This window comes from Flagellimonas chongwuensis (assembly GCF_013376415.1).
Taxonomy (GTDB): Bacteria; Bacteroidota; Bacteroidia; order Flavobacteriales; family Flavobacteriaceae; genus Flagellimonas; species Flagellimonas chongwuensis.
On record NZ_WYET01000003.1, the window covers coordinates 202,892 to 219,399 of the forward strand.

The window sequence follows — 16,508 nt, forward strand, 5'->3', positions numbered from 1 at the left end:
GATGAAACACTACGAACCCCCGAAAAAAGACCTTTGGACCGGCAGAGTCTCCAATAAATGGCTGTATTTGCACGAAAAAGTGCATTGTACGCCTTTGGACGAACTTCCCGAAGCACAGAAAAAATCCATTGCCCTTTTGGGATATGCCTGTGATGCTGGAGTGCACCGTAACCAAGGACGTGTAGGTGCCGTGGAAGGTCCAGATGTCATCAAAAGTAGTTTTGGAAAGATGCCCAACCATTTGGGAAGCAATGTTTTGTTGCACGATGTGGGTTCCATTACCTGCACCAATAGCGATATGGAAGCTGCCCAAGGACAACTTGCGGAATCGGTGACGACCCTTTTGAAGAAAAAACAGTTCCCAATTGTTTTGGGTGGCGGGCATGATATGGCTTACGGCCACTATAACGGCATCAAATCCTATTTGGATGCCAAGAAAGAAGGACAGACCATCGGTATCATCAATTTTGATGCACATTTTGATTTGCGGAAAAATACGGAGCAGAGCAATTCGGGCACTCCGTTTTATCAGATAGCGAAAGACTGCGAAAAAAAGGGCATCGATTTTAACTATCTCTGTCTCGGCATCCGTAAAGATGCCAACGACCGAAATCTATTTCAAACGGCAAGGGACCTTGATGTCATCTATGTGATGAACGATACGTTCCAAATTCCTCTACTGGAAGAAATCACAACCTGGATCAATGCCTTCGCCAAAAATGTGGACCACATTTATGTGACCATCGACTTGGATGGGTTCTCTTCGGCCTACGCGCCTGGGGTCAGTGCTGCTTCGCCCATGGGTTTTAGCCCATATATGGTTTTGGAATGTTTAAAAACGATTATCGGCTCTGGAAAACTCATCAGTATGGATATTGCCGAAATGAATCCGAAGTACGACATTGACGGACAAACGGCAAAATTGGCCGCTTCGCTAGTGCATCATGTAGCGCATAGTGTTTCTGGAAGTTGATAGTGCTTTGATTTGTCATTCTGAGCACTGCGAAGAATCTTTTGCATATATATAAGAGCTGTTTGACTCGTATTGCTCGAATTTTCACTAATGTAATATCATCTGTCACCTCTCGACTGCGCTCGAGGTGACATCCGCACTCATTCTTTCACTCCCACTACAAACAAAAAAAGCCTTCCAAAAGGAAAGCCTTTCATTGGCGAGCATCGGTTTGATGCTTCAACCTGATTCCAATCATCGCGACTGGAATCCAACACAACGGAACAAAGATAACAAAGGATTTTGAACTTGCCGTCTTTTCAATAAAAATCAGGTTAAAATCATCCCCAGAAAACAAATTTCTTATTCTACTCGGAACATAGCCAATGGTTTGAAACGCCTGCCTGTCCGCCCTACAGGCTGGCGCTCGGAGATGAGACTGTTCGTTTTTGACAAATCATCAAACTGCTTTGATCACATAGGTAACCACTCCCCAAATAATCAAGTCGCTTTCGCTAAGCACCTTTATGGGTTTAAAACTCTCATTTGCGGGCATTAGGGTAATAGTATTCTTTTCTATGTGCAACCGTTTTACGGTAAACTCACCATCCAAATAACAAACGGCAATCTTGCCATGTTCCGGGTCCAAACTGCGGTCTATGACCAAAAGATCTCCATCATCCAGTCCTGCGCCTATCATGGATTCTCCACTCACTCTCGCATAAAAAGTCGCTTCTTTGTTTTTGATCAAGGTTTTGTCCAAACTGATGCGTTTTTCCTTAAAATCGTCTGCAGGTGAAGGAAACCCTGCGGATACGGTATTTTTGGACAAAGGCGCACCCTCACTTTGTTCTTCGCTTGGCACATAAAAAGTAAGTGATTCTGTTTCTGGCAATTTTTTGGAAGTCATTTTACTTTGATGATGTCATTAATGTTTGTGGTGTATTTAGGCGAAAGATGTTTTTGACGCATCTTCCATGTTCTTTCCAAATCTTGATTCGCTATTTTTATTTTGTGAGTGCCGTATTTATCATTGATACCGTCCATAACTTGCATGAGCTTATGGTGTTTTGGGTTTTCGGACAGGAACAGATCCAATTGTCTCTCATTGGTGGGCACCAGTCCCGACACTATCACCCCTGCCTTTTTATACTTGATTCCTGGTTTGAAGAGTGCCACAGCTGCCCTAACCGCATAATTGCTGATAGTGAGGCTTGAATCCGTAGCATAAGGCATCGTAATGACAAGACTGCTCCTATCTTGTGGCTCATCCTTTTTGTGCCTGTCACTTCTTAAAAGCACAACCAAATAGTTACAACTGCTTCCTTGGCTCCTCAATTTTTCGGCACAACTGGTCGCAAAAGTGGATATCCTCTCTTTGATATTTTCAATATCGGAATAGGTACTTTCAAAACTTCTGGTAGTGGCTATGGCCTTTTTGTCACGGGTGTCATCGTCCAAATCCAATGTCGGGATGCCCTCCAAATCTTTCTTCAGCCTAAGACCAATGATGGCCATTTGTTTTTTTACCCATTCATCCGACAGTTGGGTAAAATCATAGGCTGTTTTTATATTTTTGGTCTGGAGCCGCTTCTGGTTTCCCCGCCCTATCCCCCAAACGCTTTCAATCTTGGTCCATTTTAAGGCCTTGATTCTTCTTTCATCAGAATCGATAACGTACACGCCACCTGTTCTGGACTTTAGTTTTTTGGCAATCTTATTGGCTACTTTGGCCAATCCTTTTGTGGGCGCTATACCAATACTGATAGGGATTCCTGTACATTTTTGGACCATTCGTTGGATTTCCCTTCCGTAAACATCAAAGTCATAACTTTTGAAACCATCAAACTTTAAAAAAGCTTCATCCACACTGTACACTTCCATATTGGGGGTGAATGTCCCTAGAATATTCATTACTCTACTGCTCATATCGCCATAGAGGGGGTAATTGGATGAAAACACTTTGATGCCATTTTCCTTACAAAATTGTCTGTACTTAAACTCCGGGGCGCCCATGGGCAATCCGAGTTCCTTTGCTTCATCGCTTCGCGAGATAAAACAGCCATCGTTGTTGGACAGGATACCCACAGGAACATTATTGAACTGGGGCTGAAACGCCCGTTCACATGAGGCATAAAAGTTATTGCAATCTACAAGGGCGAACATGCTTTTTAAAATACTCGATTTTTGCTAAATTACATAGTAAATATATTGCGATACAAATTCAATTTAAAGGTAATTCCATTCAGTGGACAAGGTTATCCAAAGTTGCAAGAAATAGCTATCCAACCTCAAAAACCCTATATTAAGGCATGCAAGAACAATTTACCAGAAACGTTTCCCTTACCGGCAACATCAAATTCACAGGCCTACAAATTAAAGAACCCATGCAAACCGCAGCAGGTTTTTTAGGAGTTAAAGAAGCATTGAGACATAGCTTTAAAGAAATGGGGATTGTCAATTCCATGCGGAGCCTGTTGGAAATGAACCAAGAGGATGGATTCCGTTGCCCAAGCTGTGCCTGGCCCGTACCAGAACATCCGTCTAAAATTGCAGAATATTGTGAAAATGGTGCAAAAGCCTTGGCCGACGAAGCAACTAGAAATCATATTGGAGCAGATTTTTTTTCAGAACACTCGGTGGAGGAACTGTCCAGATTAAGTGATTTTGAACTGAATAAACTAGGACGCATTGTAGAACCGATGGTTCTAAGGTCAAACAGTATTCACTATGAACCCATCACTTGGCAAGATGCGTTTGAGTTGATCTCGGATGAACTGCACCAATTACAAGACCCTAACGAAGCTATTTTTTACACTTCGGGGCGATCGAGCAACGAAGCCGCTTACCTCTATGGTATGTTTGCCCGTGCCTTTGGCACCAACAATATGCCGGATTGCTCCAATATGTGCCATGAATCATCAGGAGTAGCGCTTTCTGAAACCTTGGGAATCGGGAAAGGTTCCGTAAAACTGGATGATTTATATGGTGCAGAAGTCATTCTTGTAGTGGGGCAAAATCCGGGTACAAATCACCCAAGAATGCTATCTGCCTTGGAAAAGTGTAAAAAGAACGGCGGTAAAATCATCAGTATAAATCCATTGGCAGAAACAGGATTGGTCAATTTTAAAAATCCACAAAGTTTAACTGCTATGTTTGGCAACGCTGAACCGCTAGCAGATATTCATCTACCCGTAAAAATCAATGAAGATGTTGCCTTGGCCAAACTAATTCTGAAAAAATTAGTGGCACTTGACGCCAAAAACTCCAATGTCATCGACCATGAATTTATTGTTGAATATGTTGATGGATATGATGCCTTATTGAAAGATTTGGGCCGATATGACACGGAAAGCCTTCAGCAAAGAACCGGGGTCTATATGCGAAAAATAGACAAGGTGGTCGAATTATTGGCCAAAAATTCCAAGATTGTGGTGTGCTGGGCCATGGGAATCACCCAACACAAAAATGCAGTGGATTGCATCAAGGAATACGTGAATATTTTGTTGCTAAAAGGCGCAGTCGGCAAACCATTTGCCGGCACCTGTCCTGTTCGGGGACACAGTAACGTACAAGGTGACCGCTCTGTTGGCATTATGCATTATGTCAACAAAACCCTTAATTCCAAAATACAGGAACATCTCAATTTTGACCCTCCTACCAAAAAAGGTTACGATACGGTAGAGGCCATAAAAGCGATGTATGAGAAAAAGGCCAAGGTCTTTGTCTGCTTGGGAGGAAATTTTGTAATGGCAGCCTCGGATACGCAATACACGGCCGAAGCCATTCAAAATTGTGACCTGACTGTACAAATCAGCACCAAACTGAACCGTAGCCATTTGGTGACCGGCAAAACTGCCTTATTGTTGCCCACATTTGGTCGCTCCGAAAAAGATGAAAAGAACGGAGAGCTCCAATTTTTGACCATGGAGAGCAGTACTGGAAAGGTAAGACAGAGCAAAGGATTATTAAGACCTGCTTCTGAGCACATCAAAAGTGAGCCAGAGATTATTTCTTTATTGGCCCACACTTATTTTCGGGGAAACCATTCCATGAACTGGTACGAGCTTGGACAAGATTACAACTTGATTCGGGAATTGATAGACAAAACCGTAAAGGGATTTGAAAACACAAGTGAACAATCGAAAGGTTTTGGATATTACTTACCCAACAATGTTCGCAATCGTGATTTTAGAATGTTGCCGAATGGAATGGCACAATTGTCCATTACCCCATTGCCCGACCATCAATTGAAGCCAGATGAACTATTGTTGATGACCATTAGATCCCACGATCAGTTCAATACTACCATCTACGGATTGGATGATCGTTACCGTGGCATCCATAACGAACGCCGTGTGGTTTTTATGAACGAAGAGGACATGAAGGAAAGGGGGTTAGAGCAAGCTGATATTGTGCATCTTCATAGCAATTATGATGGTATACAGCGTACGGCCGAAAAATTCCTCGTAATCAAATATCAAATTCCAAAGGGGAACATGGCCGCCTATTTTCCTGAAACCAATATGCTGGTGCCCTATAATCATTTTGCCGACAAGAGCCAAACGCCCATCAGCAAATCAATTAAAGTTACCGTAGAAAAGGCTTCGTAATGTTTTATTTGAAGGCCTGAATACCTGTAATATCGGCCCCAGTAATCAATAGGTGAATATCGTGCGTACCTTCATAGGTGATTACACTTTCGAGGTTCATCATGTGACGCATTATGCTGTACTCTCCGGTGATTCCCATACCTCCAAGCATCTGCCTTGCTTCTCTGGCGATTTTTATAGCCATTTCCACATTGTTGCGTTTGGCCATGGAAATTTGAGCCGTTGTGGCTTTACCATCATTCTTTAATTGCCCCAAACGAAAAGCCAATAGCTGTGCCTTGGTAATTTCTGTAATCATTTCGGCCAATTTCTTTTGCTGAAGTTGATAGGCCGCAATGGGCTTCCCGAATTGCACCCGCTCTTTTGCGTAACGGAGCGCGGTATCATAGCAATCCATGGCAGCTCCGATAGCCCCCCATGCAATCCCATACCGAGCTGAATCCAAACAGCCCAAGGGTGCACCCAATCCATTTTTGCCGGGTAAAAGATTTTCTTTGGGCACTTTTACGTTATCAAAAATAAGTTCTCCGGTGGCGGAGGCTCTTAACGACCATTTATTGTGGGTCTCTGGCGTGGAAAAACCTTCCATGCCCCGTTCCACGATAAGCCCGTGTATTCTTCCTTCCTCGTTTTTGGCCCATACCACCGCAACATCGGCAAATGGCGAGTTGGATATCCAGAGTTTGGCTCCGTTCAGTAGGTAGTGGTCACCTGCATCCTTGAACTTAGTTTCCATCCCTCCCGGGTTGGAACCGTGATTGGGCTCGGTGAGTCCAAAACAGCCCATCCACTCTCCTGTGGCCAACTTTGGAAGATATTTTTTACGCTGTTCTTCGTTACCGTATGCAAAAATCGGATACATAACCAAGGAAGACTGAACGGACGCAGTTGAACGAACCCCACTATCGCCACGCTCTATTTCTTGCATGATCAAACCATAACTGATTTGGTCCAGCCCGGCACCGCCATACTCTTCGGGAATGTAGGGCCCAAAAGCACCAATTTCGGCAAGGCCCCCGATAATCTGTTTGGGAAACTCTGCTTTCTGGGCAAATTCTTCTATTATGGGCGATACATCGCGCTTTACCCATTGACGGGCCGCATCTCGAACCAGTTTATGCTCCTCGGAAAGCAAATCATCCAAGTTATAGTAATCTGGGGCTTCAAATAAGTCGGGTTTCATGTTAGATAAATTTTAGTAAATATAACATTTCATTCAGGTATTGTTACATTTTTAAATAAAATGCTTGCGTTAATTTGATGTATTCCTCGGTGTATTGATGTCTTGCTGTCTCAATAACCAAATCATCAATGACGGGCTCCTTTTTATTGAAGTTGAACTCCATCAAACTCCGTTTAAAATCCGAATCAGGATTACCTTTTACCCTTGTGATTCTCATCGGAAACAATCCTACCTTATTGGCCAAGGCGATAAATGAATCCTCTTCCTTAAAAGGAATGATAACCGAAAAAATGCCATTCTCAGTCAAAAACCGGGATACTCCTTGAACCAACTCCTCAAAGGGAAGTGAACTATTTTGCCTAGCACTGTCCCGTGATTGGCTGCCACTGGCAACTTCTTCGGTATAAAATGGTGGATTAGAAACAATCAAGTCATATTTATCATCCATTTCATCCACAAATTCATCAAAACCAGCGTGATAACAGAATAGCCTATCCCCCCATGGCGATGCTTCAAAATTGGACACACATTGTTCGTAAGCATCGTCATCGAGCTCAATGGCGTCTATAGTTTCAGCTATTGAGCGTTGGGCCAATTGCAAAGCAATGAGCCCAGTTCCAGCACCAATATCCAAAATGGATTCAGGATAATTGTGCAAAGATGCCCAAGCGCCCAACAATACCCCATCGGTACCGACCTTCATGGCACATTGGTCTTGATGGATAGTAAATTCTTTGAATTTGAATGGTTTCATTGCATCAAAGATAAAGCAATACATGTACCTGATTTACAAATATCAATTGAAACAGGGCATTCGTTAGTTCAAACAGGGCATTCGTTAATTCTACCGTTTGCAAATCAAATGAATATGGTTAATTAGCCTACAACTAAAGGGGATAGTCCCCGATAAAATCATTACCAAATTATTTAAACTTTTTTATGATTATGAAGAAAATCTTATTTTCACTACTACTTATGTTTGCCGTAGCACAAGTTTCACAGGCACAAGAAGAAGGTAAATTCCGTGTTGGGTTAGACTTGGGTTACACAATGCCAGATGGTGGAGGCGGAGTATTGATAGCTATTGAACCAAAGTACAATATCGCCGACAACATGAACATTGGTCTTCGATTTGAATCTGCTGCCATGGCCAAAAATGTAACTTCTGATGGAGTATCTTTAGAGGCTAGTTTGGCCGCAAGCGGAACCTATTCAGGTACTTTTGACTATTATTTTACCTCTGGAAGCTCTTCCTTTGCCCCATTTATGGGTGCTGGAATTGGATATAGCTCCATAGCCAATATAGATTTTGATGAATCAGGCCCTGACAGTGAAGAAATTGAGTTGGATGGAAAGTTTGGAGGGCTTATCCGTGCAGGTTTTGAGCTTGGTAAACTACGTTTAGCTGCAAGTTATAACCTTATCGGCAAGTCTGATCTAGGAGAAGGCATTGAAGTAAAAAACTCCTACTTGGGCATATCTCTAGGATTCTACCTAGGTGGTGGCAAGTGGAAAAAATAAAATTTCGTCGAGTTTTGTTAAGTGAAGAGGGGGCTATTTTGCCTCCTTTTTATTTTATCCCAAATATAAATCTACCAAACCTTCGGGAGTTTTAACATGGATGGTTTTATTTTCCCTATCCACTTTGATAATAATGTCATCACTAACGGGAATCAATAACTCCTTATCCCCTTTCTTGATTTCAAATAAATCTTGAGAAGCACTATCGTTCACGGATTCTATGATACCAATATCACCGTGGACCTCATCCATAACGGTAAAACCGATTACTTCATGGAAATAAAACTTGTTTCCCTTTAGCGGCGGCAGCATGGTAAGTGGTAGATAAAGTTCCGAACCGACAATATTATCGGCACTGGATTCGTCCTTAACCTCTTCAAAATCGATGCGGAGCAAATTGGATTTGTGCAATCGGCATCTATCAATAAAAAATGGAATCAGGTTGTTTCCAAAAGAAACAAGCACTGATTCCATATTTTCGTAGATATCGGGCTCATCGGTGTCCAATTTAACCAACACCTCGCCCTTAAAACTATATTTTGAAACGACTTTGCCCAGGTAGAAACAGTCTTCCTTGCGCATCGCCTAACGTTTCTATTCTTCTTTTTTGTCAGCTTCTTCAGCGGCAGGAGCTTCCTCAGCAGGTGCTTCTGCAGTAGTTTCCTCGGTTGAAGCTTCAGCAGCTGTTTCTTCAGCAGCCTCCTCTGCTACTTCCTCTTCAGGTAGTGCAGCGGCAGCTCTCTTCTCGTTAACCTCTTTTTCAGCTTCCAAGGCTTTTGCTCTAGCCTCTGCATCGGCCTTGCTCAATCCATCTTTCTTATCTTGGATTTTTTGCTCTTTCTCTTCCAACCAAGCGTTGAATTTTTCTTCAGCTTGCTCTTCGGTCAATGCTCCTTTGCGAACACCGCCCAACAAGTGATGCTTCAACAAAACACCTTTATAAGAAAGGATTGCTCTTGCAGTATCTGTAGGTTGCGCACCGTTTTGCAACCATTTTACGGAACCATCAACATCTAGATTGATTGTAGCTGGATTGGTATTTGGGTTGTATGTACCCAATTTTTCCAAAAACTTACCGTCTCTTTTTGCTCTAACATCGGCAGCAACTACCCAATAGAATGGTTTACCTTTTTTACCGTGTCTCTGAAGTCTAATTTTTACTGGCATATCACATTAATTTGTAGGGTGCCCGACCCTGATTATTAATTCTTTTTTATTCGCTTATCCGTTAAGCGGGTGCAAATATACACTTATTTGTTTATAGCACAGTAATTAAACCAAAAAAAGTTAAATGGCTTTAACAACTGACGGTCCTTCCGTTAAACCTATTTTAAACCCTCCTCTATTTTTGGTTTTGAGCATGTTAACCCTTAGTTTAAATATAGAAGTCATCGAAAAACGATGACCATTAACCTAAAATGAAGAGAGATTATGAAGTATACAGTAGAAATGTCGAACAAATTAAATGAACTTTTGGAAAGAACCTATGATGCTGAAAAAGGATTTAAACAAGCAGCTGATAAGGTAGATAATAAAACTATCAAGCAATTTTTCTTGGATAGCCACAATCAACGTGAAAATTTTGGAAAAGAGCTCAAAGCTGAGATTATGTCGTTTGGAGAACAACCAGAAGATAGTGGAAGCACTAAAGGCAGTATCCACAGATCATGGATCAATTTTAAATCCGTTTTCTCTTCCAACAATGAAGAAGCAATGTTAGAAGAAGTACATCGCGGAGAAAAAGAAGCGATAGAAACTTACAACGATATTCTTCAGGATAAAGATTTTGTGTTGCCACCAACCACGGAAAGTTTGTTGATGAAGCATAGAAATGCCATCAGAAACACCTTGGAAACGGCAAACATTTTTGAAACAGCAGTATCATAATTCCAAAAGTTAATAGATACAATCAGCGGAAAAAAGTCGGGATATATTCCCGGCTTTTTTTAGTTGATAACTCCTAAAAACTCTATTTCTCCAAATCTATCTTCTTCCGTAATTTTATCTATTCTTTTTTTGACAGATACAGATAGCCTATGTACTTGATTTTTGACACGGAAACCACTGGTTTGCCCAAACGCTGGGACGCCCCGATTACCGATACTGACAACTGGCCCAGATGCGTTCAGATAGCTTGGCAGTTGCACGACGAACTTGGTAATTTGATAGAGCACCAAGACTTCTTGGTAAAACCGGAAGGATTCAACATTCCCTATGAAGCGGAACAGATACATGGCATATCCACCGCATTGGCTGAAGAAAAAGGGGTGCCTTTAAGCGAAGTATTGGAAGCCTTCAACAAAGCCTTGCAACAAACCAAATTTGTGGTCGGTCAAAATGTGGGATTTGATATCAACATTATGGGGTGCGAGTTCCACCGGGAAAGTGTGGAAAGTCCGTTGACCGAACTCCCAGTACTCGATACCTGTACGGAACATACCGCCGAACTTTGCAAAATTCCAGGAGGACGTGGCGGTAAATTCAAGTTGCCTACCCTTACCGAACTGCATGAATTTTTGTTCGGCGAGCCCTTTGCCGAAGCACACAATGCCACGGCGGATGTGGAAGCCACCACACGCTGTTTTTTGGAACTAGTCCGCAAAAAACAATATTCCTATCAAGAACTGGATGTTCAACCCGATTATTTTGAGCGTTTCTCGGAAGCCAATCCACAAGAGATAGAGCTCATTGGGCTAAAACACATCAACCTAAAGGCAGCATCAAAAAAAATTGCCGATGCCCTTTGGGCCGAAGACACCGGTGGGGTTTCCGACGAGGAAATCAAAGAGAATGTGGAAACTTTGGAGGACGAACCCTTTGTTCACCTGCACAATCACTCTCAGTTTTCCGTACTTCAGTCCACCATCAACATAAAAGATTTGGTAAAGGCCACTGCCAATCATGGCATGCCTGCCGTTGCCCTTACCGACCACGCAAACATGATGGGCGCTTTTCACTTTGTAAAAGAAGTGATGGGACACAACAAAGCGGCAAAGGCCAAAAATGAAGAACTTATAGCCAATGGCGAAGAACCTACCGAGAAAGAAATTACCCCCATCGTTGGTTGTGAATTCTTCGTTTGCGAAGACCACACCAATAAAAACGTAAAGGACTACGGACATCAAATTGTGCTATTGGCCAAAAACAAAAAAGGCTACCACAACTTGGCCAAAATGTCCTCCATTGCGTATACGAATGGTTTCTACTACGTGCCCAGAATCGATAAAAAGGTGATCGAGCAATACAAGGAAGATGTAATTGCCCTGACCGGAAACCTATATGGTGAAGTGCCCAACAAAATCCTGAACGTTGGAGAAAACCAAGCTGAGGAAGCACTTCTGTGGTGGAAAGAACAGTTCGGTGACGATTTCTACATTGAGATCATGCGCCACGGTCAAGAGGATGAAGATCGGGTCAACCAAGTTTTGGTACGAATGGCGAAAGACCATAACGTAAAACTTGTTGCCACCAACAACACCTATTATTGCGATAAAAAAGATGCCGAAGCACACGATATTCTACTGTGTGTAAAAGATGGCGAAAAACAATCCACACCCATTGGTCGCGGACGAGGTTATCGTTACGGACTGCCTAACCAAGAGTACTATTTTAAGTCTTCGGACGAAATGAAGGAACTCTTCAAAGATTTGCCCGAAGCCATATTGAACATCAAGGAAATCGTGGACAAAATCGAGCCGTACGACCTTGCCAGTGATATTTTGCTGCCCAAATTCAGTATTCCCGAGGAATTCAAGGACCCACAAGACGATGTAGATGGAGGCAACCGTGGTGAGAACGCCTACTTAAGGCACATTACCTATAAAGGTGCCGAAAAACGGTATGGAGAACTGACCGATGAAATTCGGGAGCGGATAGACTTTGAGCTGGAAATCATTAAAAACTCCGGATATCCAGGTTACTTTTTGATTGTGGAAGACTTTATCCGTGAAGCAAGGAACATGGATGTTTCCGTAGGTCCGGGAAGGGGTTCTGCCGCTGGGTCTGTAGTTGCATATTGCTTGACGATTACCAATATCGACCCCATGAAGTATGACCTACTTTTTGAGCGGTTCCTAAATCCGGACAGGGTATCCATGCCCGATATCGATATTGATTTTGATGATGAGGGCCGTAGCCGAGTAATGGACTACGTGATCAATAAATATGGTGCAAACCAAGTGGCGCAAATCATTACTTACGGTACCATGGCCGCCAAATCATCCATTCGAGATACGGCCCGTGTCCTAGATTTGCCCTTGGGTGATGCCGACCGTATTGCCAAGTTGATTCCCAACATGTCCAAGCTCAACAAGATATTTGGCGTTGAGGAGAACGAACTTAAAAAGAAGTTCCGTTCCGAGGAACTCGAAAAAGTATACGAGCTTCTCAATATAGCCGAAACCGATGATCTAGAAGGACAAACCTTAAAAATGGCTCGTGTTCTCGAGGGTTCGCTGCGAAATACAGGAATCCATGCCTGCGGGGTCATCATCACCCCGGACGATATTACCAACTTCGTACCCGTTTCTGTCGCCAAGGATTCCGACCTGTACGTTACCCAGTTCGACAACTCTGTAGTGGAGAGTGCCGGACTACTAAAGATGGATTTCTTGGGATTGAAAACCTTGACACTGATCAAGGACACCGTCAAAATTGTAAAGGCTAGAACGGGAACAGAGTTGGTGCCCGATGATTTTCCGTTAGATGATGAAAAAACATACGAGCTTTTCCAACGAGGCGAAACCGTAGGGGTGTTCCAATACGAATCTCCAGGGATGCAGAAGCACATGAAAAACCTGAAGCCTACGGTTTTTGATGACCTTATCGCCATGAACGCCCTGTACCGCCCAGGTCCCATGGAATACATTCCCAGTTTTATTGCACGTAAACATGGTGATGAAGAAATAACCTATGACCTTCCGGACATGGAAGAGTACCTACAAGAAACCTACGGGATCACGGTATACCAAGAGCAGGTGATGTTGCTATCACAAAAATTGGCCGGTTTCTCCAAAGGTGATGCGGATGTACTCAGAAAAGCCATGGGTAAAAAGATTTTTGCCCTGCTGGAAAAGCTAAAACCACAGTTCTTGGATGGTGGAGAGAAAAACGGACACCCAAGGGATGTTTTGGAGAAAATATGGAAGGACTGGGAAGCATTTGCATCCTACGCCTTCAACAAAAGTCACTCCACGTGTTATGCCTACATCGCATACCAAACAGCTTACTTAAAGGCGCACTACCCTGCCGAATATATGGCCGCCGTGCTGTCCAACAATATGAACGACATCAAACAGGTAACCTTTTTTATGGAGGAATGTAAACGGATGGGGCTTGAAGTATTGGGGCCGGACGTCAACGAATCCTACTATAAATTTGCTGTAAACAAGGACAATGCGGTACGTTTTGGTATGGGGGCCATAAAAGGCGTGGGACGCTCTGCTGTGGAAACCATAGTTGAAAACCGCAAAGACGGGGGAGCATATAGATCCATCTTTGACATGGCAAAAAGGGTCGACCTGCGTGCGGCCAATAAAAAAGCATTCGAGAACTTGGCGCTGGCTGGAGGTTTTGACTCTTTTGGAGATACGCATCGCGCACAATACTTTCATGATGAAGGAGACGGCATTACTTTTTTAGAAAAAGCGGTAAAATACGGTTCCAAGTTCCAAGAGAACCAAAATTCGTCACAAGTAAGCCTTTTTGGCGAAGCGAGCGATGTACAGATTCCAGAGCCCATTGTTCCTCCTTGTGAGGAATGGGGCACCATGGAAAAGCTCCGTCGCGAAAAGGAAGTGGTCGGTATTTATATTTCAGGCCACCCATTGGACGATTTCAAAAAAGAAATCAAGGCTTTCTGTAAAAATACCGTTAGCGATTTCGCCCGATTGGAAGAGCATGTAAATCGTGAACTCACAGTCGCCGGGGTCATTACCGATGTTCAGCACCGCGTTTCCAAGAACGGTAAAGGCTGGGGCCTCTTTACATTGGAAGATTATAATGAATCCTACGAATTACGGATTTTTGGAGAGGAGTATTTAAAGTTCCGTCACTTTTTAATGATCAATTCTTTCGTACATGTGCGAGCGTTCGTTCGTGAAGGCTGGGTAAACCGGGATACGGGCAAAAAAGGTGACCCAAGGCTTCAGTTCAACGATTTTAAACAGCTTCAGGATGTAATGGATGCCTTCGCCAAAAAACTCACCATCAAACTGAATATAGATCGCCTGCAAGAGCAACGCATCAAAACACTTAAGGACACTTTAACATTGCATAAGGGGGACCATCCGATAAGTTTTGTAATTTATGAGATGCAAGAGGAAATCAAACTCAAACTATCGAGCCGAAAACAAAAGGTAAAGATAAACAGCGAGTTACTTTCCGAACTGGAAGCACATGAGATTCATTACAAGTTGAATTAGACCATAATTATTGTCAATAGCGCAATAATTAAAACGAATACGCCCTATGTAAGTTAGATGGGCATTATTTGACTAACTTTGCATAATATTAAAACAAATAAGATGGCACTAGAAATAACAGATGCAACTTTTGATGAAGTTGTTTTAAAAAGTGACAAGCCTGTCCTAGTCGATTTTTGGGCAGCATGGTGCGGACCTTGTAGAATGGTAGGCCCGATCATTGAAGAAGTAGGACAAGAATACGATGGCAAAGCTGTTGTTGGTAAAGTTGATGTTGACGCAAACCAACAGTTTGCTGCTAAATACGGTGTACGTAATATCCCTACTGTTTTGGTTTTTAAAGATGGTGAAGTTGTAAACCGTCAAGTAGGTGTATCTCCTAAAAAAACCTATACAGATGCTATTGATGCAGCACTGTAAAACAAAACTTGGAATTAGATTTTAAAAAAGGTTTGGCAAATGCCAAGCCTTTTTTATTTTATCTTGTCTTTCAGAAATCAGTTTATGGACGTACGATCGGAACTTAGTAACGCAACGCTTTTCCAAAACTTGGAGCTTTTGGCCCATCAAATTGTGGAAGGGTTTATCAGTGGCATCCATAAAAGTCCGTTCCATGGATTCTCGGCAGAGTTCGCGGAACACAAAATTTACAACGCAGGGCAAAGCACCAAACATATCGATTGGAAACTTTTTGCTCGCACGGACCGCTTGTATACCAAACGCTTTGAGGATGAAACGAACTTGCGTTGCCATATGATCTTGGATAACTCAACCTCGATGTACTACCCTGAGGTAAAGGAATATGCTTTGGACAACCTAAACAAAATTGGTTTTGGCGTACTTTCCATTGCCGCTTTGATGCAGGTTTTGAAAAAACAACGGGATGCCGTGGGACTCAGTATTTATGCTGACACGTATGATTTTCATGCTTCGGAAAAAAACAGTGAACGCCATTTTCAGATGCTGTATTCCAAACTAAATGAGGTAGCAGCGCATAAAACAAATACCAAAGAGACCAAAACCTATACGTTTTTGCATCAAATTGCCGAAAAAATCCATCGAAGGAGCTTAATTTTTCTTTTTACCGATATGTTTCAGACAGAAACCGAGGAGGAAAAACTTTTTGAGGCCTTGCGCCATCTCAAATACAACAAACATTCAGTCGTTCTCTTTCATCTATTGGATAATGCACATGAGCTCCATTTTGATTTTGACAATACGCCCAAACGTTTTGTAGATGTGGAAACAGGCGAACAGATAGATCTGTATGCCGATTCCATTAAAAAAGCATATTCAGAAAAAGTAGCACAGTACCAAAAGGACCTCAAATTGAAATGCGCACAATATCAAATAAAGTATGTGGGCATTGATGTTCGGTCCGGCTTCTCCCAAGTACTGAACTCGTTTATGATAGAGCGGCAAAAATTTGCTTAGCCATTTTTTTAAAAAAATGTTTTGTCATATCCGAAATGAGAATGTATATTTGCACTCGCTTTAAAAAAGCAAATGAACAAGATTTGAATCCGACTGTTGTCGGAGTCTAAAAAGATAAAATCATTGGTCTGGTAGTTCAGTTGGTTAGAATACCTGCCTGTCACGCAGGGGGTCGCGGGTTCGAGTCCCGTCCAGACCGCAAAAAGCTCCGAGAAATCGGAGCTTTTTTGATTTTATACATTTGATTTTCAGTTATTTATACTTGAGCCTGAAAATCAAATTTCTTCCAGCGTGCCGCATTCGTGCCGCATTTTTGAACTTATTTTACTCCTTCGTAGCATTTTACAATATTTTTCATTCCGAAAAATTACTCCTTATAAAGT

13 protein-coding genes and 1 tRNA gene are annotated in these 16,508 nt (G+C 42.5%); 8 read left to right on the top strand and 6 right to left on the bottom strand.

Going from position 1 to position 16,508, the window contains the following annotated elements:
- Position 1 precedes the first annotated feature (1 nt).
- Complete coding sequence (gene hutG / locus GUA46_RS06675; RefSeq protein ID WP_176619821.1) at positions 2–973, top strand: formimidoylglutamase; 972 nt, start codon at positions 2–4, stop codon at positions 971–973.
- Between the two features lie 439 nt (positions 974–1,412).
- Here the strand turns inward: hutG and GUA46_RS06680 are convergent, their stop codons facing one another.
- Positions 1,413–1,862, bottom strand: coding sequence for a LexA family protein (locus GUA46_RS06680; protein WP_108246422.1), 450 nt, complete (start codon positions 1,860–1,862; stop codon positions 1,413–1,415).
- The gene (locus GUA46_RS06685) at positions 1,859–3,118 is read right to left on the bottom strand and encodes a Y-family DNA polymerase (RefSeq protein WP_176619822.1); all 1,260 of its coding nucleotides are present in this window, start codon (positions 3,116–3,118) and stop codon (positions 1,859–1,861) included. Before GUA46_RS06685 ends, GUA46_RS06680 begins: the two co-directional genes overlap by 4 nt.
- Positions 3,119–3,264: 146 nt before the next feature.
- Here GUA46_RS06685 and GUA46_RS06690 point away from each other — a divergent pair, with 146 nt between their 5' ends.
- Positions 3,265–5,565, top strand: a complete 2,301-nt coding sequence (locus GUA46_RS06690; protein ID WP_176619823.1) for an FdhF/YdeP family oxidoreductase — start codon at positions 3,265–3,267, stop codon at positions 5,563–5,565.
- A 4-nt stretch (positions 5,566–5,569) separates the two neighbouring features.
- On the opposite strand, the gene GUA46_RS06695 is transcribed toward GUA46_RS06690, so the two are convergent.
- Both GUA46_RS06695 and GUA46_RS06700 read right to left on the bottom strand, forming a co-directional pair.
- Entirely contained in the window at positions 5,570–6,748 is a 1,179-nt protein-coding gene (locus GUA46_RS06695) for an acyl-CoA dehydrogenase family protein (RefSeq protein WP_176619824.1), read from the bottom strand.
- A 43-nt stretch (positions 6,749–6,791) separates the two neighbouring features.
- Positions 6,792–7,502 carry a tRNA1(Val) (adenine(37)-N6)-methyltransferase gene (locus GUA46_RS06700; protein ID WP_229418457.1) on the bottom strand — a complete coding sequence of 237 codons (711 nt, stop codon included), beginning with the start codon at positions 7,500–7,502 and terminating at the stop codon, positions 6,792–6,794.
- A gap of 191 nt (positions 7,503–7,693) precedes the next feature.
- Between GUA46_RS06700 and GUA46_RS06705 the strand changes: the two genes are divergently transcribed.
- Positions 7,694–8,269, top strand: coding sequence for an outer membrane beta-barrel protein (locus GUA46_RS06705; protein ID WP_108246427.1), 576 nt, complete (start codon positions 7,694–7,696; stop codon positions 8,267–8,269).
- 54 nt (positions 8,270–8,323) lie between these two features.
- Here GUA46_RS06705 and rimM read toward each other — a convergent pair whose 3' ends face one another.
- On the bottom strand, positions 8,324–8,851 hold the full coding sequence (gene rimM, locus GUA46_RS06710; RefSeq protein WP_108246428.1) for a ribosome maturation factor RimM: 528 nt from the start codon (positions 8,849–8,851) through the stop codon (positions 8,324–8,326).
- A gap of 12 nt (positions 8,852–8,863) precedes the next feature.
- Entirely contained in the window at positions 8,864–9,436 is a 573-nt protein-coding gene (locus tag GUA46_RS06715; protein ID WP_108246429.1) for a 30S ribosomal protein S16, read from the bottom strand.
- A 264-nt stretch (positions 9,437–9,700) separates the two neighbouring features.
- Between GUA46_RS06715 and GUA46_RS06720 the strand changes: the two genes are divergently transcribed.
- The 5 genes from GUA46_RS06720 (at position 9,701) to GUA46_RS06740 (ending at position 16,324) form a co-directional block, all read left to right on the top strand.
- Positions 9,701–10,156 (top strand): ferritin-like domain-containing protein, encoded by a 456-nt coding sequence (locus GUA46_RS06720; protein ID WP_176619826.1) that lies wholly within the window; start codon positions 9,701–9,703, stop codon positions 10,154–10,156.
- 149 nt (positions 10,157–10,305) lie between these two features.
- Positions 10,306–14,691: a DNA polymerase III subunit alpha gene (dnaE, locus tag GUA46_RS06725; RefSeq protein ID WP_176619827.1), complete on the top strand. Its 4,386-nt coding sequence runs from the start codon at positions 10,306–10,308 to the stop codon at positions 14,689–14,691.
- 102 nt (positions 14,692–14,793) lie between these two features.
- Positions 14,794–15,111, top strand: a complete 318-nt coding sequence (trxA, locus tag GUA46_RS06730) for a thioredoxin (protein ID WP_108246432.1) — start codon at positions 14,794–14,796, stop codon at positions 15,109–15,111.
- Between the two features lie 84 nt (positions 15,112–15,195).
- Positions 15,196–16,125, top strand: a complete 930-nt coding sequence (locus GUA46_RS06735; protein ID WP_176619828.1) for a DUF58 domain-containing protein — start codon at positions 15,196–15,198, stop codon at positions 16,123–16,125.
- A gap of 125 nt (positions 16,126–16,250) precedes the next feature.
- A tRNA-Asp gene (locus GUA46_RS06740) sits at positions 16,251–16,324 on the top strand.
- Positions 16,325–16,508: the final 184 nt, after the last annotated feature.